Origin of the sequence: Photorhabdus akhurstii (assembly GCF_019090985.1) — a bacterium.
GTDB classification, from domain to species: Bacteria; Pseudomonadota; Gammaproteobacteria; order Enterobacterales; family Enterobacteriaceae; genus Photorhabdus; species Photorhabdus akhurstii.
The window spans coordinates 852,936-876,656 of the sequence record NZ_CP020335.1 but is presented as its reverse complement, the minus strand read 5'-3'; the positions used below and the strand labels follow the sequence as shown (position 1 = coordinate 876,656).

The 23,721-nt window shown below is 41.4% G+C and carries 21 protein-coding genes and 1 pseudogene; 10 read left to right on the top strand and 12 right to left on the bottom strand.

The window, feature by feature from the left end; all coding sequences use genetic code 11:
- The first annotated feature begins 4 nt into the window (after positions 1 to 4).
- Together dapD and B0X70_RS03770 are read left to right on the top strand one after the other, a co-directional pair.
- The gene (gene dapD, locus B0X70_RS03775; protein ID WP_046394361.1) at positions 5 to 829 is read left to right on the top strand and encodes a 2,3,4,5-tetrahydropyridine-2,6-dicarboxylate N-succinyltransferase; all 825 of its coding nucleotides are present in this window, start codon (positions 5 to 7) and stop codon (positions 827 to 829) included.
- Positions 830 to 1,043: 214 nt separating this feature from the next.
- A complete protein-coding gene (locus B0X70_RS03770; RefSeq protein ID WP_036781518.1) occupies positions 1,044 to 1,430 on the top strand; it encodes a DUF3461 family protein in 387 nt (128 codons plus the stop codon).
- A gap of 57 nt (positions 1,431 to 1,487) precedes the next feature.
- On the opposite strand, the gene B0X70_RS03765 is transcribed toward B0X70_RS03770, so the two are convergent.
- Positions 1,488 to 1,937, bottom strand: coding sequence for a flavodoxin (locus B0X70_RS03765; protein ID WP_110086589.1), 450 nt, complete (start codon positions 1,935 to 1,937; stop codon positions 1,488 to 1,490).
- Positions 1,938 to 2,437: 500 nt separating this feature from the next.
- Between B0X70_RS03765 and B0X70_RS03760 the strand changes: the two genes are divergently transcribed.
- Positions 2,438 to 3,058, top strand: a complete 621-nt coding sequence (locus B0X70_RS03760; protein ID WP_217470916.1) for a hypothetical protein — start codon at positions 2,438 to 2,440, stop codon at positions 3,056 to 3,058.
- A 58-nt stretch (positions 3,059 to 3,116) separates the two neighbouring features.
- A complete protein-coding gene (locus B0X70_RS03755) occupies positions 3,117 to 3,509 on the top strand; it encodes a hypothetical protein (protein WP_217470915.1) in 393 nt (130 codons plus the stop codon).
- A gap of 114 nt (positions 3,510 to 3,623) precedes the next feature.
- On the opposite strand, the gene truC is transcribed toward B0X70_RS03755, so the two are convergent.
- On the bottom strand, positions 3,624 to 4,394 hold the full coding sequence (gene truC / locus B0X70_RS03750) for a tRNA pseudouridine(65) synthase TruC (RefSeq protein WP_217470914.1): 771 nt from the start codon (positions 4,392 to 4,394) through the stop codon (positions 3,624 to 3,626).
- A gap of 1 nt (position 4,395) precedes the next feature.
- Positions 4,396 to 4,728: a YqcC family protein gene (locus B0X70_RS03745; RefSeq protein WP_217470913.1), complete on the bottom strand. Its 333-nt coding sequence runs from the start codon at positions 4,726 to 4,728 to the stop codon at positions 4,396 to 4,398.
- Positions 4,729 to 5,474: 746 nt separating this feature from the next.
- Here B0X70_RS03745 and B0X70_RS03740 point away from each other — a divergent pair.
- Positions 5,475 to 5,654: pseudogene (locus tag B0X70_RS03740) on the top strand (IS481 family transposase); the annotation flags it as partial.
- A gap of 836 nt (positions 5,655 to 6,490) precedes the next feature.
- Positions 6,491 to 7,624 (top strand): hypothetical protein, encoded by a 1,134-nt coding sequence (locus tag B0X70_RS03735; RefSeq protein ID WP_217470912.1) that lies wholly within the window; start codon positions 6,491 to 6,493, stop codon positions 7,622 to 7,624.
- A gap of 331 nt (positions 7,625 to 7,955) precedes the next feature.
- Here B0X70_RS03735 and syd read toward each other — a convergent pair whose 3' ends face one another.
- Positions 7,956 to 8,510, bottom strand: a complete 555-nt coding sequence (syd, locus tag B0X70_RS03730; protein ID WP_217470911.1) for a SecY-interacting protein — start codon at positions 8,508 to 8,510, stop codon at positions 7,956 to 7,958.
- A 147-nt stretch (positions 8,511 to 8,657) separates the two neighbouring features.
- On the opposite strand from syd, the gene queF reads away from it, so the two are divergent.
- The 3 genes from queF (at position 8,658) to xni (ending at position 11,818) form a co-directional block, all read left to right on the top strand.
- Entirely contained in the window at positions 8,658 to 9,506 is an 849-nt protein-coding gene (queF, locus tag B0X70_RS03725) for an NADPH-dependent 7-cyano-7-deazaguanine reductase QueF (protein ID WP_217470910.1), read from the top strand.
- 122 nt (positions 9,507 to 9,628) lie between these two features.
- A complete protein-coding gene (gene ppnN, locus B0X70_RS03720) occupies positions 9,629 to 10,996 on the top strand; it encodes a nucleotide 5'-monophosphate nucleosidase PpnN (RefSeq protein ID WP_217470909.1) in 1,368 nt (455 codons plus the stop codon).
- A 63-nt stretch (positions 10,997 to 11,059) separates the two neighbouring features.
- The gene (gene xni, locus B0X70_RS03715; RefSeq protein ID WP_217470908.1) at positions 11,060 to 11,818 is read left to right on the top strand and encodes a flap endonuclease Xni; all 759 of its coding nucleotides are present in this window, start codon (positions 11,060 to 11,062) and stop codon (positions 11,816 to 11,818) included.
- 15 nt (positions 11,819 to 11,833) lie between these two features.
- Here xni and B0X70_RS03710 read toward each other — a convergent pair whose 3' ends face one another.
- From B0X70_RS03710 to B0X70_RS03675, 8 genes are all read right to left on the bottom strand, one after another.
- Positions 11,834 to 13,207: a TolC family outer membrane protein gene (locus B0X70_RS03710; RefSeq protein ID WP_105395270.1), complete on the bottom strand. Its 1,374-nt coding sequence runs from the start codon at positions 13,205 to 13,207 to the stop codon at positions 11,834 to 11,836.
- A 2-nt stretch (positions 13,208 to 13,209) separates the two neighbouring features.
- Entirely contained in the window at positions 13,210 to 14,538 is a 1,329-nt protein-coding gene (locus B0X70_RS03705) for an HlyD family type I secretion periplasmic adaptor subunit (RefSeq protein ID WP_181150161.1), read from the bottom strand.
- A gap of 76 nt (positions 14,539 to 14,614) precedes the next feature.
- The gene (locus B0X70_RS03700; RefSeq protein ID WP_217470907.1) at positions 14,615 to 16,345 is read right to left on the bottom strand and encodes a type I secretion system permease/ATPase; all 1,731 of its coding nucleotides are present in this window, start codon (positions 16,343 to 16,345) and stop codon (positions 14,615 to 14,617) included.
- Between the two features lie 60 nt (positions 16,346 to 16,405).
- Positions 16,406 to 16,810 carry a protease inhibitor Inh/omp19 family protein gene (locus tag B0X70_RS03695; RefSeq protein WP_217470906.1) on the bottom strand — a complete coding sequence of 135 codons (405 nt, stop codon included), beginning with the start codon at positions 16,808 to 16,810 and terminating at the stop codon, positions 16,406 to 16,408.
- Between the two features lie 53 nt (positions 16,811 to 16,863).
- A complete protein-coding gene (gene prtA / locus B0X70_RS03690; RefSeq protein WP_264302089.1) occupies positions 16,864 to 18,324 on the bottom strand; it encodes a serralysin in 1,461 nt (486 codons plus the stop codon).
- Between the two features lie 1,106 nt (positions 18,325 to 19,430).
- The gene (gene rlmM, locus B0X70_RS03685) at positions 19,431 to 20,531 is read right to left on the bottom strand and encodes a 23S rRNA (cytidine(2498)-2'-O)-methyltransferase RlmM (RefSeq protein WP_036781560.1); all 1,101 of its coding nucleotides are present in this window, start codon (positions 20,529 to 20,531) and stop codon (positions 19,431 to 19,433) included.
- The gene (locus tag B0X70_RS03680) at positions 20,524 to 20,919 is read right to left on the bottom strand and encodes a DUF423 domain-containing protein (RefSeq protein ID WP_036781562.1); all 396 of its coding nucleotides are present in this window, start codon (positions 20,917 to 20,919) and stop codon (positions 20,524 to 20,526) included. Before B0X70_RS03680 ends, rlmM begins: the two co-directional genes overlap by 8 nt.
- A 63-nt stretch (positions 20,920 to 20,982) precedes the next feature.
- The gene (locus tag B0X70_RS03675) at positions 20,983 to 21,903 is read right to left on the bottom strand and encodes a transcriptional regulator GcvA (RefSeq protein ID WP_046394375.1); all 921 of its coding nucleotides are present in this window, start codon (positions 21,901 to 21,903) and stop codon (positions 20,983 to 20,985) included.
- 554 nt (positions 21,904 to 22,457) lie between these two features.
- Here B0X70_RS03675 and csdA point away from each other — a divergent pair.
- On the top strand, positions 22,458 to 23,711 hold the full coding sequence (gene csdA / locus B0X70_RS03670; RefSeq protein WP_217471668.1) for a cysteine desulfurase CsdA: 1,254 nt from the start codon (positions 22,458 to 22,460) through the stop codon (positions 23,709 to 23,711).
- Positions 23,712 to 23,721: the final 10 nt, after the last annotated feature.

Genomic DNA, 23,721 nt, shown 5'->3' with positions numbered 1-23,721 from the left:
TGCAATGCAGCAATTACAATCCATTATCGAAAGTGCATTTGAAAACCGCGCAACGCTTACTCCAGCAACAGTCAACCATGAAACTCGTGATGCTGTTACTCAAGTCATCAACCTGCTGGATAGTGGAAAACTGCGCGTTGCAGAGAAAATTGACGGTCAGTGGGTCACTCATCAATGGCTGAAAATGGCTGTACTGCTCTCTTTCCGTATTAATGAAAATCAGATCATCGACGGCACAGAAAGCCGTTATTTCGATAAAGTTCCGATGAAATTCTCTGATTATGATCAGTCAAGATTTGAAAAAGAGGGCTTTCGCGTGGTACCTCCTGCGGCAGCACGTCAAGGGGCCTTTATTGCCCGTAACTGCGTACTGATGCCTTCCTATGTCAACATCGGCGCTTATGTTGATGAAGGGACAATGGTAGATACCTGGACGACTGTCGGCTCCTGCGCCCAAATTGGTAAAAACGTCCATTTATCCGGTGGCGTCGGCATCGGCGGTGTATTGGAACCATTGCAAGCGAACCCAACCATCATTGAAGACAACTGCTTTATTGGCGCCCGTTCTGAAATTGTGGAAGGTGTCATTGTCGAAGAGGGTTCAGTGATTTCAATGGGTGTCTATATCGGTCAAAGCACCAAAATCTATGATCGTGAAACAGGCGAAATCCATTATGGCCGCATCCCTGCCGGTTCCGTTGTTGTCTCTGGCAACCTCCCATCAAAAGATGGTAGTTACAGCCTGTATTGTGCTGTCATTGTCAAAAAAGTGGATGCCAAAACACGAGGAAAAGTGGGCATTAATGAACTACTCAGATCGATAGATTAAACTTTAAAATAGCGGATAATAAATAAGTCCGCTATTTTTTTGCTTTTTATCATCATTACCGACCTCAGTCAGTGTTATTAATATAGGGAGTTTGAATGCGGACAACGTGCACAACCCGAAACGTACACAGAGTACGTAAGGCGTTTAGCGACGCTCTGGATTCAAAATGACACATAAAATAACCTACTGGGAAAAATACCCTTAAGGTGGTGCTATGTACGATAACTTAAAGAGCCTGGGGATCACATATCCCGAAGAAATTGACCGCTATAGTCTACGTCAGGAAGCTAACAACGATATTCTGAAAATCTATTTCCGCAAGGATAAAGGTGAATTCTTTGCTAAAAGCGTGAAATTCAAATATCCGCGTCAACGCAAGACTGTAACTGCAAACAATACAGAGCAAGGATACAAAGAGATCAACGAAATCAACACTAACCTACGTTATGTGATTGAAGAGTTAGATCAAATTTGCAAACGCGACCAAGCAGAAGTCGATTTGAAACACAAAATTCTTGATGACTTACGTCATCTTGAACACGTTGTTGCCAACAAGATTGCCGAGATTGAAGCCGATCTGGAAAAACTAACCCGTAAATAAAACGGTTCTATTAATTACACCGCCTATATCTTATTTGGTATAAGCGGTGTATTGAGGTTATTCAATTAACTCTCCCCATTGCTTGATCCAAGGCTGAGCAAAAACTTCCGGTTCAGCTTCTTCCACCGCATCCACCATCAAAACTTCACCGATTCTTATCGCCCCTTGTTCTTGTAGCAACTCATCAAAAGTGCGCCCACCACCACAAAAATTTTCATAACTGCTATCACCCAAAGCGATCACGCCATAGCGTAATTCAGGCTGATACCCCAATTCATCTCGCAGGGAATGGTAAAGAGGCCGAATATTATCGGGCAAATCTCCTTGCCCGGTAGTTGAAGTAATAACCAAAACCATTTGATCAAGATAGGATTGCCATTGTTCCAGCTCCCCTTCTTCAAAAACTTCTACATCATGACCTTGTTGTTCAAGGATCTGCTGTGCTTCTTCTGCAACAGCAAGCGCGTTACCATAAACAGTACCAACGAAAATACCTATCTTTGCCATAACTTATTATCTCTTTTTAAAGGAATTATTAGTTATCCTCGCTGGCAACAGCAGAAAACTCAACCCTTCCCAAATCAGGGATAATTACCTTTACCAGCTAAGTCGTCGTATCAAATCAAATATTGCCACTATTAAGCTCATTCTGTCATGTAAACAGTATCCCATCAGCACTAATGACTAATCATATATCTGTTAAACTAATTACGAACAGACGTAGCGATCAATAACTGTGGTTATTCTACATAAAACGGTAACAGATAATCATCAAAAGCCTCGTTTTCTGTGACAACCAAGATAAAGTAACAGAAGTTATGTCGTCTTAGATCAAGTTATTTAACCAATAATAATTCAGTATTAAAATCATTTTTTTAAACAACTTTAACTGATATTATTGATATTAATATGAAAAATGACCATATACTTTATTTCAAGATGAGAAATAGTATTATGAGGTTAATAGAATGGCACAAATAAGCACTAAATAAAGGAAAACGATCACCATGTTTAACAATAGAGCTGTTGTGCTGAGTATACTATTAAGTACCGCAAATATTACCGGCTCATCGGGTCTAATGATTTGGGTAGATACCGTGCTTAAAGATGGAGGCATGATTTTAAACGCTTACGTTCCTGTTTTTTCCTATTTATTGGGATTATCTCTGGGGTGTATGACCATATCCTTTTTTATTCGAAAAATGAATATTGTTTTTTTTGAAAGAAATATTTTTGGCTTCTTCTTATTATTAGCAACGATAAACTGCACTCTCTTTGCAAGAGAAACAATACTTATTCCAGTTTGGTTGGATACTCTGCATAGAATATTATGGGGAGTAATAAGTGGATTTATTGTCATAATGGGAAGAAATATCCTTATAACCGCAGGAAATGAAAAGAAAACTAATAGTGATTTTTCTATTTTAAGCCTGGCGTTATTAAGCCTGCCATTTTTAATTCCAGTTATTTTCTCTCTTTTAAGTCTAAATTCCCGCACATCAGCAGATTTTTTTGCTGCTTTTATTTATTTTATTTGCCTTTTCCAGTTTAGTTATCATCAATGTTTGCTTTTTTCTATCCTTAATGATTATGCCAGCAATGCGAACAAAATATTTTTAACATATTGACATGACTCAAATGTATATCATATTACTGGTTACATGGTTCCCCTGTGCAATTGGCATCATGAAAATCATTAAATCCGCACTTTTAACCAAAAGAATCATGATAGGTAATATCCTACAATTATTTTCTCTCGGATTCTGCTTACTTAGCATTATGATAAATTCTGGCATACTCTATTTGCTATTTACAATTATGGTATTTTTAGCTAATACCATTATACAACCTGTTTTTTTCTCTTATTTGGGATTGTATTCAAAAAACTCTCTTTATACTTTGGGTATGCAATCAGGTATTTATGTCTTTATTACTATGATCATTCTTTTTTATACTATTTGTTCAGGTGTTGGCGTTGAAAAAATCATTGCTGTATTTATAATATTATTAATTTCTTCAATAGTTATCTCAACTATTTTTCTTTCAAGAATCAATTCAAATAATAACATTGACCAGTAAAAACCAATAAATTCATATATTACCAATCTTTACTAACAATATATAAATGTTGCCTTTATCTCTTAATTATCTCAATTAAGAGATAAAGACTAATGAGTATTCTTTGAAAATATCCTAATCTACGAAACTTTCTATTTTACTCGCTTCATCATATTCCAAATCCGAGATAATACCTTGCCAGCCAAATTGTTGTATCAAATGCTGCCATGACGCATCCCATTTTGCCGTAAGCGATAATTTCTCACCCGTAACAGGGTGATCCAACTCAAGACAACTGGCATGAAGCATCAACCGACTGGTTTGATAATGAGTGGTAACTCCTCTGTTTTGCCGTAAATCGCCGTGTGTCGTATCACCAATAATTGGGTGACGAATATGTGCCATATGGCGTCTTAATTGATGTTTTCGGCCTGTTTTCGGTGTCAATTCCAACAAACTAAAACGTGATGTAGGGTAACGACCTATCTCTACCGGACATTCCACCGTTGCCAGTGGTCGGTAATAAGTCACGCAGGGCTGAGCCTCTTTCTCACCCTGTGCAAATTTATCCGCGATCTTATCCAGCTCCTCAACCAGAGCGTAATCAATAATAGCTGCTTCCAACACATAACCGCGCACGACGGCATGATAAGTTTTTTGTAACTGATGATGTTCAAACTGTTGAGAAAGCTGACGGGCAACATCACTGGAAAGCGCCATCAGCAATACACCTGACGTTGGTCTATCCAGACGGTGTACCGGGAAAACATGCTGACCAATCTGATCACGTAATGTCTGCATGACAAAGAGAGTTTCGTGACGCGCCAACCAACTACGATGAACTAACCATCCCGCAGGCTTGTTAACTGCCACAATATAATCATCCTGATATAACACTTCCAACATATCAGACGTTATCCTGTATAAATAAGCGGTCCAACTCACGAAGATGTTCAAATAGTCGCTGGTAACGCCCAGTAGTATCTTCTTTATAAGATTCCTCAAAGTAAGGCGCGATAGCAAATGCCGTAGGCAACGCCAATCCCTGTTCCAATAATGCATACATTCTCGGAATCAATACCCACTGTAACCACTCTTCAGCTAACATCGTATCAATGGAAAATGGCTCAATACTTTCGAAAGCTTTGGGTTTAGGCGGATGGCTCTGCCACAGGTCAATTTCCCTCATGGCTTCTTCAATTAACTGTAATTTATGCAGAATTTGTTTTGCAATACTCATATTTTCAGCCTGACTCAGTTTTTACTCAAAACAACCAAGTTCGCAAGAATACCATCGATACCCCTTAAGCTGAAAATTTGCTTGCTCCACCAAATAAGAGAAGGGAGCGAACAAGCGCTCCCCTTAAGTTGATTTTATAGCAGTCCCGCTAATAATATGCTCCCTGCTCACTCCTTGACAAATTGTCCCTGTTGGTTATCCCTTACCCATCATTTTATTTATGTTGCATACGATCCTGTTATGCATTGTGTCATCCTGACCATCATCACTTATCTGTCCTTGAGAAATTGTGCGTAATGATTCCTTTCCTGCTGAGGACAGCATGAATTAATTTGTTCGATGAAACAAGCTACACATAATGGAACCAGTAAGTGAGGATAAGGAATAAAATCTGTAATTATTTATAGCCTATTGAAATAAAATGAAAATAATAAACTAATGTGAAACTCACAAAAGTAAACAATGATATCTCTTACATGAAGTGTAAGAGATATCTCACAAATGTAGAGTTAAAAATCCGGGCGTAACTGTAGCAACCTGCATTTATCGTGTTTTTCAACCCACAATAACTGAAAATGAAATCTATAACCTGTTGTGGCCTCGCAGAAAATGAATCCCGTGTCAGAGCGTAAGCGAGGTGTGTTTACCGTTGTACAGCTCCCCATACGCCATCCAGTAAGTCACTGTTTTGTAGATAAAGAATCGCGCTCATCACGATAGACCGTCAACCCGCAACACTGGGTTACTGGCAGTTTGATATGCCACCTTCCGATCTGAAACACATTGATGTACTGGAGTGGATTGATCCGGATAAAGGCTAACCTACCTTGATGCTGTTCAGTGGGATGGATGATCGGAGCGGCACAGCTTATCAGGAATACCTCTGCATTTACGGTGAGGATGCCGAGTCGGCCCTGAGTCTAATAAACCATCAATACTAAAATAATTCCAAGATTAATTGCGAATACACCTAAATATGACGATTGTTAGGATGGTTAATTCTATTAAAAATAATAATAATAAGCATGACATAATATTATCCTGTTTATATTTCTTATCGATGCAAATAGAACAATGATTCACTAACTTTATTTTGAAAACCAAATAACTTTATTGGCTTTCCATATATCAACATGAAGGTTAATAGGATGTTATTAAATAATCTTAAAATTTAGTGGAAATAAATAGATCTTTAGCTATACTTAATTAATGACATGACAGATAAAAATAGTAATGTCTTTTTGAGAATTAAGGATAAAACTTATCATCAATAGTCAACTTAAAATTTAATTAGATGAGCAAAGGTTAGTTTATTGAATTTTTTAATAAAAATATTAATGTTATTAAAAATTTCATCGCAGCCTATTAATATAATAGGTAAATAAAATAATAGAAAAAACAATTGGCATTAATCATGTTGTAAGTCCCTAATAATTTAAAATCAAAATATATTTTACTGTGGTTAATTATTTTCCACCTTATACACGGAGGAAAAAATCCCAGTGCCCATTTTAAAGGACATTAATTCCCTAGAACAAGTATGGCTTAAAGTCGATTATTTTCGAGTCGATATAAGTTTTCACTTGTAGATATTGCGGGCCGGGAAAAAGGGCGGCAATAAACTATATGGTTCTCACTTAACAACCATTCTGCCAAATGGTCGCCGGCTGTGCAGAAATAATTTCGATTAAGCTTTATATCCCGCCGGGGAGACGCTTTACCAGGCAGAGTCTGACACACAGATAAGACAACAGAGGTTATTATGACAGTAATGACGATTTATTTCTGCGGGACAGCAGCCACCAAGTTTGATGATTCAAACCCTAATTATTGGAACGGGGAATTGGTTTCCACTCTGGCGTCCCATAACTTGGGACGCGAGTTTGCCGAATGGTTAATCATCGATGGTCCAGGTAGCGGCAACCTTCAGGATGATGAACTTTGGGAAAAAAGCGGGGAACATTACGACTGGGCAGGCAAAACACTCGGCTACGGCTGGGAAGAAAATGTCAAGCATGCCGCCCATATTATTAAAGGTAGTTTCGGCTGGCAACGCGAAAAGTTAACTGAACAACAATATAATAAGCTCAAAGAATCGGGAGTTCCAATTCAGGATGTTGAAGTCACAGGTTCCTTTTTCTGGCGACACTATGACTATGGCAAACGAAAAGTTACGCAGCAACAACTACAGCAGCAAATTATTAAAACTTTTCGTAAGGACGGAATACTTCCAACACAGGTCAACCTTATAGGCTGGAGTCGGGGAGGAATAAGTTGCCATATGCTCGCCAATTCGATGCTTGAAAATCCTGACTTAGAAGCGATCCCGGTGAATATTTTTGTAATAGACCCAGTACCTGGCCTAGGGAATTTCCAACAAGAAAGGGTTTCTTTAGGAAAGAACGTCAGAGAATACGTGGCATTTTATGCAAAGGATGAACGTTCAAAAGGTTTTTCTTGCGTGATCCCGGAAACGGATAAATCAACGGCTGTACATATTTATCCAATGCCCGGCCGGCACGCCACACTTGTCGGTAACGCATCCCTTGATGGGATCAGCAGTGGTAAAGTTTTGTATGAGCCAGGAATGATTGTCCGTCATTTTGCCGAAGTATGCCTGACAAGATGGGGATGCAATCTGGATAAAAAGCTTAATTTGGATGATGCGCAGCTACTGGAACTCCATAAAGCCATGGAAAGAAATGCAGACCTGTATACAAAAATGCATAGTAATTCTTATACTTTAATTACCGAAAGCAATAAAGGGGAGCGCCAAGTTTCTCATGGCACAAGTAACGCCAACTTTTCTTCAATAAAGGGGAGTCCATTTTCACCGGCTTCAGGACTGGCTTCCAATTTCCTGAATGAAAAATCGATCTACGACGTCATTAAATAATCCAAGTGACGAGCATCAGCCTCCAGCAAACGAGGATTCTTTGAACATTAATGACTTTGCATATTTTTTGCCAAAAATTGCGACATTTGGTGTTCTTTTACAGTGTTCATTTTTCTACGTCCCATTACATCGAACCTTGACGCGATAATGAAGTATTTTTTTCATTTGCAAATAATCTAGGTTGGCCGGGATGGAATGCAGATTTAGGGGCAAATAATGTAGATTTATTGTCATTTATTCTGGGTTGGAGGCTCGGTGAGAATTACTTAATATGAACTGAAAACCGCTGTTGATTACAGGTCGAGCGGTTTTCAATTGCAAGTCGTTACATCTAACGAATAAAGACAGGCTCAATTGCACCAAGAAACCCAATTAAGTCGGTAAATAACCGCGTTCGTTTATGGCTGCCAAATTGTTCCAAGATAACTTCACCGGTCAAATTACACAGAGAAATCATCCCCATATCATCTGATTCCATCGTCGCAATAAACGCCGTTGGCGACAGTTTCAGCCGCTTCTGCGTCACCAAATGTCCTATCAGATTTTCCTGTAAACGGATAAAGTCATCTTCACTCCAGACCTGAATCAAACTAAACCGCTGACCTTCAAACATGGCCGTCATATCACCGGCCAATTGTGATGTATAAAAATCATGAATTGCCGGTTGTAATTGAATATCCAGTGCAACTTCGACGCTATTCAGCTTATCCTCTAAAGGAAAAGGCTGTGGAAGCCAATAAACCATGTTGTCACCAGTCTGGGTAATACAAGGTGATGGTACACCATAAAGTTCACGGCTGGCAGGGGGGGTTCTGGTTTCCTTTTGCCACAAATCAACATAACAACGGGTAAAATTAGACAACGCTTCTGTAACATTATAAATCATATTATTTTCAACCGGTAACTGTTAGGGTGTACTTAATAATTTTATACTAAACCAAAGATAATGAACTGAGCGAATAAATAAAATTCAGACAAACGCGCTAACTTGCTAAACTTAAGCAATCACTAATATCAGATTTTGAGGAATAACATGTCGTTATATCGGGATCACCAAGCTCTTGAGCAGCTTACTCTGGGTAAAACCACTTTATATCGTGACCAATATGATGCCAGCTTATTGCAAGCTGTACCCCGCAATATGAACCGTGAACCGCTGGAAATTTTCCCTGATAATTTGCCGTTTCACGGCGCTGATATCTGGACGCTATATGAGCTGTCATGGCTGAATAGCCGTGGTTTGCCACAAGTTGCTGTCGGGCATGTTAGTTTAAATGCAACAAGTAAAAACCTGATTGAATCTAAAAGTTTTAAGCTCTATCTGAACAGCTTTAACCAAACTCGCTTTGAAAACTGGCAAGTCGTTGAAGAAACACTACAGCGCGATCTGACTGCTTGTGCTGAAGGCAAGGTGGAAGTGACTCTTCATCATTTAGATCATTTCAATAATCAGCCAATCTCCGCTTTTACAGGTGAATGTATTGACGATCAAGACATTGAAGTGACTGAATATGATTTCAATCGTCATTATCTGCAAGATGCAGCACAAGGCCCGCAGGTAGAAGAAGTTTTGGTTAGCCATCTGCTGAAATCTAATTGCCTGATCACCCATCAACCTGACTGGGGATCTGTCCAGATTCACTACAAAGGGGCAAAAATCAATCGGGAAGCGTTGCTACGCTACCTAATATCATTCCGGCATCACAATGAGTTTCACGAGCAATGTGTCGAACGTATCTTCAACGATTTACAACAGTTATGTGCACCAGAAAAGCTTTCAGTCTACGCTCGTTATACCCGTCGTGGGGGATTAGATATCAACCCGTGGCGCACAAATAGTGCAAGCTTTATTCCAGCTATAGGCAGACTGGCACGTCAATAGATCTGCTTTAAATCTGTTTTCCTAAGCGCAATTTCTGAAAAATAAGCTGAAATAGAGTATGTAATACATTCAGTTTAGTGCTATTGATATGTAATCCATACACGGTATACAAGGAGTCATTCTTGATCACACATATCAACCCACTCGGCTCGATGGATTTATTATCTCAACTTGAAGTAGATATGCTAAAGAGTACCGCAAAAAGTGATCTGTATCGCCTGTTCCGTAATTGCTCACTGGCCGTACTCAATTCAGGTAGCCAAACCGATAATAGTAAAGAACTGCTCTCTAAATACACCGATTTTGAGATTAACGTACTGCGCCGTGAGCGTGGAGTAAAACTGGAACTGATAGATCCACCAGAAGACGCATTCGTTGATGGAAAAATTATTCATTCACTACAAGCTAACCTGTTCGCAGTGCTGCGGGATATCTTGTTTGTCCATACACAAATTACCGATCCAGGACAACCGGATTATTCCGATTCAGAGAATAGTGCGCATATCACCAACAGAATATTCTCTATTCTGCGCCATGCCAGAGCGCTGCATACCGATGACGATCTCAACATGATCGTCTGTTGGGGAGGCCACTCAATTAGTAAGCAAGAGTATCAATATGGCCGTAAAGTCGGTAATCAGCTTGGGTTACGTGGACTGAATATCTGTACTGGCTGTGGCCCCGGCGCAATGGAAGCACCGATGAAAGGCGCGGCTGTCGGCCATGCCCAACAGAATTATAAAAATAGCCGTTTTATTGGTATCACCGAACCCTCAATCATTGCGGCGGAACCCCCAAATCCATTGGTGAATGAGCTGATTATCATGCCAGACATAGAAAAGCGTCTGGAAGCTTTTGTTCGTATTGCTCATGGTATCGTTATTTTCCCTGGTGGCGTCGGTACAGCGGAAGAATTACTTTATTTGCTAGGCATTCTGATGAACCCGGAAAATCAGGAGCAAGTACTGCCATTAATTCTTACCGGACCAAAGGAGAGTGAGGACTATTTCCAGGTTCTGGACGAATTTATTGTTCATACCTTGGGCGAAGATATACGACGCTACTATCACATCATCATTGATAATGCGCCCGAAGTTGCCAGAATAATGAAAGAAGCGATGCCATTAGTGAGAGATAGCCGCCACAGTACCGGTGATGCATATAGTTTTAATTGGTCAATGAAGATCAATTATGATTTGCAACAGCCGTTTGAACCATCCCATGAAAACATGGCTGATCTTAATCTCCATTCTGATCAACCATCTGAAAAACTGGCAGCGTCACTGCGCCGGGCTTTTTCCGGGATTGTTGCCGGTAATGTGAAAGAGGTGGGTATTCAAGCGATTGAAAAACAGGATCCATTCAAAATCCACGGGGATGTTAAAACAATGCGCCATATGGATAAGCTATTGAAAGACTTTGTGGAACAGCATCGAATGAAACTACCGGGAGGCACTGCCTACGAGCCTTGCTACGAAATTATTAAATAAAGTTACCTGAAAAAATATTCGCGCTCCACGGATGGAGCATTGTGCCATTTAAAGTGATTCCATATGATACACCTTCTTATTGTTGATGCTCTTAACCTTATCCGACGCATTCATGCTGTGCAGGGCAGTCCATGCATTCCTGCCTGTGAACATGCGCTAAGGCAGCTTATCCAACATACTCATCCCACACATGCCGTCGCAGTATTCGATGAAGAGAATCGCAGTCACAGTTGGCGTCATCAGATATTACCGGACTACAAAGCCGGCCGTTCTCCCATGCCTGACAATCTGCAACAAGAAATGCCACAAATAAGAGCATCATTTGAGCAACAAGGGGTCGCCTGCTGGCATGCCGAGGGACACGAAGCTGACGATCTGGCAGCGACACTGGCGGTAAAAGTGACTTCTGCTGGTCACAACGTGACTATTGTTTCTACCGATAAAGGGTATTGCCAGCTACTTTCACCCAATATCCGTATCCGTGACTACTTTCAAAAACGCTGGTTGGATATGCCATTTGTTCGGCAAGAGTTTGGCGTTTTACCAGAACAACTACCTGATTATTGGGGTTTGGCTGGGATAAGCAGCAGTAAAATTCCGGGGATTCAGGGGATCGGGCCGAAAACCGCCGCCACTTTACTGCAACAGGCCGGTACACTGGATAATCTGTTCCAGAACCTCGACCAACAACCCGATAAATGGCGCAATAAACTAGAATCCAATAAAGAAATGGCGTTTATCAGCCGGGAAGTTGCATCATTACGTACCGATCTAGATTTAAATGGTAATCTGCAACAACTCCGGCTGACAACATTAACCTAACGGAAATACTTCAACCTAACGAAAATACTTAGCTATCTTATCCAGATGTTCGCCTTTTAATTCTCCGGCCTCATTAAGCAGGCCGATCCAAGACTTAATATAATTATATTTTGCTTGTGAGAGATCACGTCGAGCGGTATATAACTGCTGTTCAGCATTCAAGACATCCACATTGACCCGCTGTCCAAGCGCAACACTTTTACTGGTCGCGTCTACCTGCAAGCTAGCTGATTCAACCGCCATCTCATAAGCACTAATCCGTTTTTCACTATTTAAGTACTGATTATAATTGCGACGTAATGCATTGAGGATTTCTCCGGCCTGAGCATCAAGATCATATTTAGTCCTGCCATAGTTGGCCGCCGCCTGACGTACAGAAGCAGACGTCGCGCCACCATTATAGATATTCATGCTCATCCGCAAGCCAATGGTATCGGTTCGATATTTTTGATCTATGGTATTATCGCTACTGGATTCGTTTTCAGAATGGGAAGCGTAGAACTCCAGCTTGGGTAAATAGCCTGCCCGGTTACGCTGCACTTCATGGTACGCGGCTTGCACTTCCTGACGAGAAGCAGCCAAAACCGGGTTGTTAGCCAATGCCAATTTTTCCCACTCCTCATAACGCTCAGGCAACAACCTCAATATCTGAAAACGCTTTTTATCTGATAGCCGTTGCACAGGCAAATCAATAGGGAGAGGAACACCCACAATGAGCTGTAAACTTCGGATCGCCGCATCCAAATCGTCTTTGGCGGCTATCTCATCGGCAATCGCCTGACTGTAACGGGATTGCGTTTCCACCACATCAGTACGTGTCCCTTCACCAGAAGTAAACAATTTCTTATTCAGTTCCAGTTGCTTTTCATAAGCCATTTTCTGGCTTATCACTAAATCGATTTGATCCTGTGCATAAGCCACATCTACGTAAGCATTCACGACCCGAACAGCCAGTTGCTGAAAATCTGCCCGAAAACGCTCATTGCTCATCAAAGTGTGAGCCTGGCTGGCTTTATAACGAGCCCATATCTCAAAATCGATCAATGGCTGTGTCAACACAATAGCCGCGTTATAACTGTTATATTGGCGATCCCGGCTGCTAGTTGTTTTCCTGCCCCAGAAGTCATAGCCAACAGACTCCATATGTTGCCAATTCCGTGGTGAATTCTGATAAGACATCATTACCTTAGGGAACAGTTCTGCCCTGCCGAGCTTTTCATACTCTTCACCGCCTTCCCGCTCTTTCACGGCAGCGAGAAAAGTGGGATCATTTTCTAACGCCAGCGCATAGGCTTCCGTCAAACTCAATGCCCATGTAGGAAAAGAGAACAAACTGACGCTAAAAAGAATCAGCAAACCAATGGATAAAGAAGCATTATTCAATTTCATAATCACTCCTCTATCAACGATGTTGAAGCCCGATCCCACAATGGCTTAAACAGATAACTTAACAGAGAGCGGGAACCCGTTTTGACAAACACCTCAACCGGCATCCCTGGCCTGATATCCAACCCTTTTAATTTTTCCATTCCCTCAGGAGAGACAACCACTTTCATATGATAATAAGGTTGACTGGTTACTGGATCGACCAACCTATCCGCGGAAACCATCGCGACTTTACCTTCAACCTTTGGCGTACGATTCTGGTTAAAAGCGGTGAACATCAGGTCCACATCAAACCCTTTACTAATCTTATCCGCCAAATTAACCGCCACACGAGCGTCCACTTCAAGCGCCACTTGGGTCGGCAGAATTTCCATCAGTTTTTCGCCGGGGGCAACAACCCCACCTTGGGTAAAAACATTCAACCCCACAACAGTACCGTCAACCGGCGCGACAATTGAGGTATGAGTCAGTTCAAACTGTGCGGTATCCAACTTATTTCTATATTCACTGGCGGAAACCTGCACCTCCGCTAATTGCGTACGCACTTCCCGCTGATAGTCTGCTTTGCGCTGAATAATACGCTGTTGTGTTTCCTGTAACTGTTTTTCAAGCTGACCCGCTCGTCCTGCCATTTCCGCCGTGCTGCTGTTTAGTTCAGCCTGTTCACGCAGAAGTTCCAGATAACGATTACGCGGAAAATAGCCCTCATCCGCTAAAGATTTTAGATTTGTTATCTGCTCCTTAAGCGCCCCCTGCTGCATGCGCTTACTGAGAAGGGAAGATTTCAGCCCTTTAATTTGAAAATTTATTCCTTCGACGGACTGCTCAAGCCCTTCCAGGTCGCTTCTCAATACTTCACGGCGTGATTTAAAAAGTTGTTTTTGCAGTTCGGTTATCTCATTCACCCGCGGTTCAGATTGTAATTGCTGTAATATGTCGGGGAAAATTAACACTTCATCACCATGCTGCTCGGCTAATAAACGGGCTTCCGTTGCCAACGTGGTATACAGTTGATCCTGAATCGCATCGACCTGTGCCTTTGCCTGTACCTGACTGAGCTGGACGAGTGTCTGACCCGCTTTTATTGTTTCTCCCTCAACAACCTTAATCTGGCTGATAATACCGCTTGCCGGGGCCTGAACTGTTTTACGATTACCATCCACAACCACCACACCCGAAGACGCCACCCCTTTATCCAACGGCGCTAATGCTGCCCAAATGAGAAATCCCAAGATCCCCACACCAATCACTAACCATCCTAGTCGTAAAAAATGCCTTTCTTCCAAAGGCAATAATCCTTTTTCATCTCTTACCGGCGTAATCTGATCAGACATATCCACTCCCGGACAGAAATCTCCGTCTCAGCTATTTGATATTATTATAATTAAATGCACATTTACCTATTGTTACCTATGATGCCTGCGCGACGGCTTTGGTTGCAGAGTGTTCCTGACTGTTATTTCTTTGTGATAAAGCGGCTATCACCTGCTGAGATGAACCGAACATCTTCATTTTCCCCTGAACCAGTAACAATATTTTGTTTGTCTGTGATAACAATGAGGTACGGTGAGTAATGACAATCACCGTTTTTCCTTGCGCTTTAAGCTGAGAAATCGCCTCATTCAATGCTCTTTCTCCTGCCTCATCCAGGCTGGAATTAGGTTCATCCAACACCACCAATGACGGCTCATCATATAGTGCACGCGCAAGGCCAATTCGCTGTTTCTGCCCCCCAGATAACCCAACACCTCCAGCACCAATTACGGTGTCATAGCCTTTATCAAGTTCTAATATCAGCTCATGAACGCCCGCTTTTTTTGCCGCCTGTACCACCTTCTCCGGCTCCACTTCATTAAAACGAGCAATATTTTCAGCGATCGTGCCGCCAAATAACTCAATATCCTGTGGTAAATAACCGATTGAAGAGCCTAGTTCATCTTTATTCCACTGATAAATATCTGCATTATCCAGACGAACAACCCCTTCCTGTGCAGGCCATATTCCGACTAGTAACCGGGCAAGAGTCGATTTGCCAGACGCACTGGGGCCAATTAATCCCATCACATCACCGGCATCCAACGAAAAGCTAACATCCTCTAACACAACCTTACTGTTTCTTCCCGGAGGCGCTGCGGAAACTTTATCCACGGACAAATTGCCTTTTGGCGCGGGCAATGACATGCCCGGTTTGCGTTCCGGTTGTTGTTCCAACAAGTTGGTTAACCGTTGCCATGACAAACGAGCGCCACTCCAGCCTTTCCAGGCTTGGATCAATTGTTCAATCGGTGAAAGTGCGCGTCCCATCAAAATTGAAGCCGCAATCATCATGCCCGGCGTAATATGCCCACCAATCGCTAACCAGCCTCCTAATCCGAGGATCAATGACTGCAAGGCCAAACGCACTGTTTTAGTGACTGAATTAATCACCGAAGCCCGCTCACTGGCAATGCGCTGGAAATCCAAGAAACGCTCATGTAACCCAAACCATCTCCGACGTAGTACCGGTAACATACCTAACGCCTCTATGACTTCGGCATTACGTAAATTAGTACTGGCAAGACTCGCTGAACGTAGAGAAAGTTTACTGGCTTCGGATAACGGCTGACTTGATAACCACTGATTCAGCACAGCCAAGGCAATCAATACCAGCGCGCCTCCCAGTGATAACAGACCAAGCCAAGGGTTAAAAAGGAAAATGACCAGCAGATAGATTGGAAACCAAGGGGCATCAAAGAAGGCAAACAAGGCGTTACCCGTCAGAAACTGGCGGATATTTGCCAAGTCATTAAGCATCTGACCTGCATCAGTGGTGCCATTTTTCAGATTTGATTCATAAGATGCGGTATAAACCCGGTTATTCAGCTTCATATCAAGCTGACTACCAATGCGGATGACAATCATGCTACGGATATATTCCAGCATTCCCATCATGGCAAACATGCCGAGGGTAATCAGAGTTAACATCAGCAAAGTGATTTCATTGCCCGACGGCAATACTCTGTCATAAACCTGCAACATATAAACAGACGGAACTAACATCAGCAGGTTAATAAAGGCAGTGAACAACCCGATAGCCCAAAATACCCGGCTACGAGCACGAATGACATCAGTAATTTCATCCTTCGGGAGCAGTAATTTCACACTATTTCCTTATTTTTATTTTTTTAAAAATATAACTATCTGATGTTAATGTTTTCCTTTTTATTCATTTTTCTTATTAGTCTTATTGGGCTTTATCATTAATTCCCGACCATCGGCAAAGCGGGCAAACCAGCCATCTGGCTCATTAGCAAAGAAAGCCAAACTGCTACCCTGTTCATCAGTAATTGTGAGGCCATCTGGCGTAGGCCGCCAACCGGCAGGCACTTCGCCAAACATATACGCCAAACAATCGTTATCACCACTAAGTGACCAAATTGATCCCTCCGGTAAGGGTTGGTCAGTCAATGACACATCGCATTGTTGATGTTTATCCAACAGTTGCCACACGCCTTTCAATTCACTGGCGTGTGGGAGAACAAGACTACTTGCCATACTTCCTCCGATAATGCTGAATGTAAGAGCAACAAAGAATGCAAATTTCAGATACCAAGCTGCAAAAACCATGCCGCCTCCAAACGAATAACCGCATCTAAATCAGATGCGGTTGTGTTGTTGTGTTATGCAAGAATGAAATCAGACTCTAATATTGGCTCTCCGACAATCTTCACCCAAAAATCATCGTAGGAAAATTTACCGCCCAAATTAATGGCAAAATCATTCACCTTATCAACCGTGTTATAACGAAGCACCGCTTCTCCGACTTCACCCGTGAATTCCCTTACAAACTTGACGCCCCCCTTCCCGGCTTCACCCAGATCGAACAATGACACATCAATCTTGTCTTCACCTGAAACAAAGTCATGAATCCAATCACGCTCAAGCGGCGGTGATTCCTTGGCGCTCAGGTAGACAAAGGTATCTTTGCCTTCCCCGCCCCAAAGATTATCTGCTCCCAAGCCACCGTAAATGATGTCATCACCCGCTCCACCTTTCAGAGTATTGGCGGCATCATTCCCGATCAAAACATCATTACCACTGCCGCCAATCGCATTTTCAATCGTGACGCCACGGGCAATAGAGACGTTACCTTTCAGTCCACCGACATCAGAGAAAGAGGCTTCATTCAGATTGATGTGTTGATCCTGAGTAAAACCAGAGAAATCAAACGTATCATTGCCACCTGTATCCCAAGCGGTGAACAACAGTTTGCTGTTCTCATCTTTTGCGGTATAGAAGTCACGATCTGTGTTGGAATTAAAGCCATATACTGTGTCATCAGCACGGATTGTATTATTCGCGCCATATACCGCCTGAATGGCAGAAATATCGTTAAGTAATGGCGCAGAAGAATAAATACCTTTAAAGTCCTGACCCGTATTTTTCTCACTGAAATAACTCATGACGGTATAAGCACGGCTATCTTCAAAATAAGTAGCGCTGTTCTTATAAGTTGGGCTTACCTCATCAGACGCATTATAATCAGCCGGATGTTGTAACCCCAGAGTATGGCCAATTTCATGAGTAAACGTTTGACGGCCATAGCCATTCACATCAATATCATTGTTTGAGAAAGTACGGCTTTTGGCGTTATACCAAGTCCCTAACTGCGTCTTCTCTGGCCTTGGCAGATAAGCAAATGCATAACTCCCCGTCAAACTAACATCAAAGAACCCAAAAGTGATATTTGCCTCTTTGGCATCAGTGGTTTCAACGAAATTGATATTAGCCACATCAGCCCAAGATTGTATTGACAGTTTCGCCGCAGCTTTTTGTTTTTCATTAAATGCTGAAAATTCAGAAATATGCCACGGCATATCATCCGGCTTACTCTCCAGAAAAGTATACTTTAATTGGAAAGCTTTAGATTTATCGTCGTCCTGATGCCCCCAACGATAATCACCCCGGATTAATTCTTTAGCAGCATCTTTACTGGGCTCATGTTCAACAACAATATTAGAATCTTTACCTGGTATATAAGCCTGTAACCATTTCAGCAACTCATTTGCCTTCTCTGAACCGCTAACGTCTTTGTCTTCCGAGTATGAAATTTTCTTCTTTAAAGACATATATTTCTCCATAAATTCAGGACTTAGATATAAAAATCTTTTTATTTTATTAAATACAAGTCAATAAAACCTGAAAACCACAGACCGACCCTGGTCATACAAATTAACAACTAAAATCCCTTTCACATAAACGTAACATTAAAGTTAATTATGTAAAAAGCAATTAACATATTTTTTTAATATAAACGTGATAAAAATAACATAAAACAAATAAGCGATTGTTTTATATAACATAACTATTTAAGGCGAAAAGAATACCGCTAATTTCATAGCGGTATTTTCTTACGAATTAATTATCTATTTATTTAACTATCCATGAAGTAAACTTTAAAAAATTTATAGCATTATTACTGATAATTTTAATCAGCAATTATCCCAAGCCGTTATATGAATAGGCAAAATCAGAATAATCTACCACCTTCGACTGAAATATTGAACGATATGACATATATGGAAAGACTCTAAACCAGTAAACACCTATATATTATTAAACAAATTAATAGCAACTTAATTAAATCAATAAAAAACATATATCACAGAGCAGTTAATATTTACTTTATTCTAAAGCACTTTTCCCAATATAATTAAATTATATTCGTAATTTTTTAACATAAAATAATAATAGCAACATCTATTAATAATTGACAAATATAAACAATAAATTTAATTTTGATATAATTAAAATATTGTTTTCATTTAATATCATAATTAAACCCATTAAAAACACGATCTATTTCACTATTTCAATTTTATAATCTTAATTTATTAAGTTGTTTCACACTAATTTTACGTTTAATTAAACGATTATAATAATATATTCATTTCGCTATTTACCTTAAGTCAAGTGAAAAAATCAACAATTTTAAGACGCAAATCATACAATAATTCACTGTCACATTAAATAAAATCACCTCATAACAGAGCATTATGTGATACTTTCTTAACTGAAAAAATGAATTAAATCCTTCTAACACACTCATTTTACTCCACACAGTAATGAGGGACAAAATGCAATAATGTCATTCAATATTGAAAAAAACGCCTCAGAATATAACTGAGGCGCTTTAGGAAAGCTTATTTTATCGGTTTATTCCAGAATGATGATGAACAATCGTGAATTAGTAATCATTCCGGCTAGCTGCATAAGCAGACCAAATACGACGGACATGAACCGTTATTTCTTCCCTGTCATGATAAAGGTGTTTTGCCTGAATTTGTGCATTTACACCACCCTCTTTTAATTGCAAGTTCATTTTCTGCAAATTATGAGCAACTTCTTCATAACGCTTTTTCATCGGTAATTTAAGATTAAAAATGGCTTCCCGGCACCAGCCATTAACCAACCAATCTGCCATTAACTGCGTCACTTTTGCCGGTTTTTCCACCATGTCGCATACCAGCCAATAAATGTTTTTTGTCGAAGGTTCAAACTTAAAACCATCAACTTTGTGATGTTTAACTTGCCCCGTATCCATCAAACTTTCCGACATTGGGCCATTATCTACCGCATGCACCATCATACTACGTTTCACCAGTTGGTAAGTCCAACCACCCGGACACGCACCTAAATCAACCGCATATAAACCGCTAGCTAATCGCTCTTCCCATTCGTCATATGGGATAAAAACATGAAACGCTTCTTCCAGTTTTAATGTTGAACGACTTGGCGCATCCGAAGGAAACTTCAACCGGGGAATACCCATATAAAATGGCGAGTTATTGTTACTGTAAGAATAACCAACATAACAGCAACCCGGAGCAATAAAGAAAACGTGTATCACCGGGCGGTTAACATTTTCCCGAATCAGCAAGATCTTTTCCTGCCGCATAGCACTACGCAACGGAACAGTAAATTTTCGGCAGAATTTTAATAACTCTTTACTTTCATTAGTATCAGGCACCTCAACCCGTAACTCGCCTGCACGCTCAATGACACCATGCAGCATACCAATAATCGGACTTATCCGATCTTCAGGAGGCAAATCTCGCAATAATTCACCCACAACCAGCATCTGGCGGGCAAAAATCAGCTCGCGAAATGGGATCTCACGAATCAGCCGATCAGCATCTTCATGTTGATAACACTCAAACAGGACATAGCCACTGTTATCTTTCACCCGGGCAAAACCGTAAATCTCTTTTTGCCCCGCTTTATCAGTGATTTCTGCTGCACACTCTTTTTCAAAACCAGGGCGGCAATATAAAGCAATTTTATTCATGGCGAAGCGCCGATTTCCTTAGACGCAAAGCGCCAATTAATACTAAAAACCAGCCGATAAGAAAGCTGAACCCTCCAACTGGCGTAATATAAGTGAAAAATTTAACCTGCAATAAGGCCATACAATAGAGACTGCCGCTAAACAACAAAATACCTACTGCAAAAAAGACGCCACTCCAGTAAAACCAGAGCACAACTTTACGCATTAGCATGGCAGACATCGCCATCATTGCCAGAGTGTGAATCCCCTGATATTGCAGACCGAGATCAATCCAACTTATCTGATATTTTTCCATCATCGGAGATAATAAATGTGACCCTACAGCCCCAAACGCCACGTAGAAAAAACCACTGAAACCAGCAAAGATAAGCATTAAGCGACTATTCACTGTTATCTTCCTTTTTCATATTCTATCTGAGAGCTCTTACAGCCCGAATGCCTTATTCCGTTCTTACTCATTGGTAATAAAGCCCAATTTCTCCTGCTCACTGGCTGCCTGTGCCAAAACCCATTGTCTGAATGCGGCAATTTTCCCCAATTCAGCCTGACTGTCATGACAAACAAGGTAAAATGCATTCTTACTCACTAACACATCATTAAATGGGCAAACCAAGCGCCCCGCATCAATTTCAGTCCGAGCCATGACATTATTCGCCAGTGCAATACCCTGCCCGTGAACAGCGGCTTGGATCACCATTGCACTGTGGCTAAATATCGGTCCTTGCTGAACATTTATCTGCTGCTGCATATCAAGCTGGCGCACATACGCTTGCCAATCACGACGAGAAGAATCATGTAACAACGTATGACGCGCCAAATCTGCGGGGGTTTTCAAAGGATTATCTCCAGTCAGTAACGAAGGAGAACAAACGGGAAGCAAGTATTCTGCGTAAAGACGATCAGTACGTAACCCCGGCCAATTTCCACGGCCATAAAATATGGCAACATCAACATCATCAGCAAGTTTATCTTCTTCTCTGTCTACCGCCTGTATTCTGACATCAATGCCAGGATACGCTAAATTAAAACTGGACAGCCTTGGAACCAGCCACTGGATAGCAAAGCTAGGTGAGAGGCTAACCGTCAAAGCTCCTTTGGCACTTCTGGCTTGAAGTTTACGTGTTGCTTCATTTATCGCCGTGAATATCTCTTTAATGTCCAAATAGTAGCTTTGACCTTCTTCAGTCAACAATAGTGAGCGATTGCGACGACGAAACAATTTCAACCCAAGAAAATCCTCCAGACTTTTCATCTGATGGCTAACTGCGGCCTGAGTCACAAATAATTCTTCTGCCGCCTTAGTAAAACTTAAATGGCGCGCTGCGGCATCAAAAACCCGCAACGCATTAAGTGGTGGTAAACGTTTGGACATGTGAGCCCTTATGTAATGTTGGCGATACCGGTAACTCTTTATATTTAGTTATTAGTTTTTGTAATCCGAATCATTATAAATTGTCCATTGAGGATACTCCAGTAAATCCCTATAGTGGCGCCACTTCCTAAGCCGGAACGAAAAGTGAATCAGCTTAACGCTATGAAACTTTTGGCTTTGTGGTTGTGATGTTGTGTTTGCAAGTTGTCTGGGAAACCAGACCCTGTAGCTTAAGCTACTGTTTTTTTTCACTTCCTGTACATTTACCCTGTCTGTCCATAGTGATTTTTTAATGCACCGCAGTTGCGGTGCTTTTTTTTGGCATAAAGACCGGAACATGGCAATATTATTCAATGTAATAACCTATACCCTATGGATTTCAAGATGCATCGCGGCGGCAAGGGAGCGAATCCCCGGGAGCATAGATAACTATGTGACCGGGGTGAGTGAGTGCAGCCAACAAAGAGGCAACTTGAAAGATGACAGGTATATCCATTTTCAGCCAGAAACAAATGGTTAAGCACCATAACCACCAAAACAAAATTAATATATCTATGAAAAAGTTCGAACCAGAACAGTTCCGCCAGCAATTTCCAGCGCTACAACAGCTTCCAGCACAACAATTTCCATCACAACAATTTTCTACACAAAAACAGACAGTATTTCTGGATAGTGCCGCCACCGCACTCAAACCACAAGCCATGATAAAGGCAACACAAAATTATTATCAAAACAGTAGCGCTACCGTACATCGTAGTCAGCACCAAGCAGCGCAGGAAATCACATCCCGCTATGAACTGGCCCGGCAGCAGGTTGCCGAACTCATCAACGCGCCACAAGCTGAAAATATTATCTGGACAAAAGGAACAACGGAATCCCTCAATCTAGTTGCTCAAAGTTATTTCCGTACTCATCTCCAGCCTGGTGACGAAATTATAGTGAGTGAACAGGAGCACCATTCCAACCTGATCCCTTGGTTAATGTTGGCAGAACAAACCGGCGCCAGAGTTATTAAATGGCCTCTAGGCAATGGTAAAGTGCCTGATATCAACATTCTGCCTGAACTGATAAACAAACATAGTCGACTGATAGCAATCAGCCAAATGTCCAACGTGACTGGCGGAACAGTTGATCTCACTGCAATAACAGAAATAGCACACCAACACGGTTGTCTAGTCGTTGTCGATGGCGCACAAGGCGTTGTTCACAATCCCATTGATGTCCAACAATTAGATATCGATTTCTACGCATTCTCTGCTCACAAACTCTACAGCGCGAACGGCGTTGGTGTACTTTATGGTAAAAGTGAATTACTTAATGCCATGTCTCCCTGGCAAGGCGGCGGAAAAATGCTCTCCCACACTTCATTCAGCGATTTTATACCAGAAGCGGTGCCTTTCCGGTTTGAAGCAGGTACACCGAATGTTGCAGGTATTATTGGTTTTTCTGCCACGCTGGAATGGTTGAAAGATATTGATATTGCCAAAGCCGAAACCCATGCGGTCACACTTGCCGATTATACCGAAGAACAACTCTCCGCTTTACCCGGATTTACCAGCTATCGCATTGCCGGTTCTAGCTTATTGGCTTTTAATTTTACCGACATTCATCACAGTGATCTGGCAGCTATTCTGGCAGAACAAAATATTGCCTTACGCTCCGGTCAGCACTGTGCCCAACCACTGATCGAAGCTTTAGGTATCAGAGGCTGTTTGCGCGCCTCCTTTATGCCTTACAACAACCGGCAAGATGCCGATGCCTTAATTCAAGCAGTAAAATTTGGCCTTTCTCTATTACAGGATGAATGAATTACAAGAT

Bases quoted from the DNA above. Each gene is read 5' to 3' on its own strand.
- B0X70_RS03695 (WP_217470906.1), bottom strand. From the start codon at position 16,810: ATGGTTTTTGCAGCTTGGTATCTGAAATTTGCATTCTTTGTTGCTCTT.
- B0X70_RS03770 (WP_036781518.1), top strand. From the start codon at position 1,044: ATGTACGATAACTTAAAGAGCCTGGGGATCACATATCCCGAAGAAATT.
- B0X70_RS03675 (WP_046394375.1), bottom strand. From the start codon at position 21,903: ATGTCCAAACGTTTACCACCACTTAATGCGTTGCGGGTTTTTGATGCC.
- prtA (WP_264302089.1), bottom strand. From the start codon at position 18,324: ATGGAGAAATATATGTCTTTAAAGAAGAAAATTTCATACTCGGAAGAC.
- truC (WP_217470914.1), bottom strand. From the start codon at position 4,394: ATGTTGGAAGTGTTATATCAGGATGATTATATTGTGGCAGTTAACAAG.
- B0X70_RS03760 (WP_217470916.1), top strand. From the start codon at position 2,438: ATGTTTAACAATAGAGCTGTTGTGCTGAGTATACTATTAAGTACCGCA.
- B0X70_RS03710 (WP_105395270.1), bottom strand. From the start codon at position 13,207: ATGAAATTGAATAATGCTTCTTTATCCATTGGTTTGCTGATTCTTTTT.
- dapD (WP_046394361.1), top strand. From the start codon at position 5: ATGCAGCAATTACAATCCATTATCGAAAGTGCATTTGAAAACCGCGCA.
- B0X70_RS03765 (WP_110086589.1), bottom strand. From the start codon at position 1,937: ATGGCAAAGATAGGTATTTTCGTTGGTACTGTTTATGGTAACGCGCTT.
- xni (WP_217470908.1), top strand. From the start codon at position 11,060: ATGATACACCTTCTTATTGTTGATGCTCTTAACCTTATCCGACGCATT.
- B0X70_RS03705 (WP_181150161.1), bottom strand. From the start codon at position 14,538: ATGTCTGATCAGATTACGCCGGTAAGAGATGAAAAAGGATTATTGCCT.
- csdA (WP_217471668.1), top strand. From the start codon at position 22,458: ATGAAAAAGTTCGAACCAGAACAGTTCCGCCAGCAATTTCCAGCGCTA.
- syd (WP_217470911.1), bottom strand. From the start codon at position 8,510: ATGATTTATAATGTTACAGAAGCGTTGTCTAATTTTACCCGTTGTTAT.
- B0X70_RS03735 (WP_217470912.1), top strand. From the start codon at position 6,491: ATGACAGTAATGACGATTTATTTCTGCGGGACAGCAGCCACCAAGTTT.
- queF (WP_217470910.1), top strand. From the start codon at position 8,658: ATGTCGTTATATCGGGATCACCAAGCTCTTGAGCAGCTTACTCTGGGT.
- B0X70_RS03745 (WP_217470913.1), bottom strand. From the start codon at position 4,728: ATGAGTATTGCAAAACAAATTCTGCATAAATTACAGTTAATTGAAGAA.
- B0X70_RS03755 (WP_217470915.1), top strand. From the start codon at position 3,117: ATGAAAATCATTAAATCCGCACTTTTAACCAAAAGAATCATGATAGGT.
- rlmM (WP_036781560.1), bottom strand. From the start codon at position 20,531: ATGAATAAAATTGCTTTATATTGCCGCCCTGGTTTTGAAAAAGAGTGT.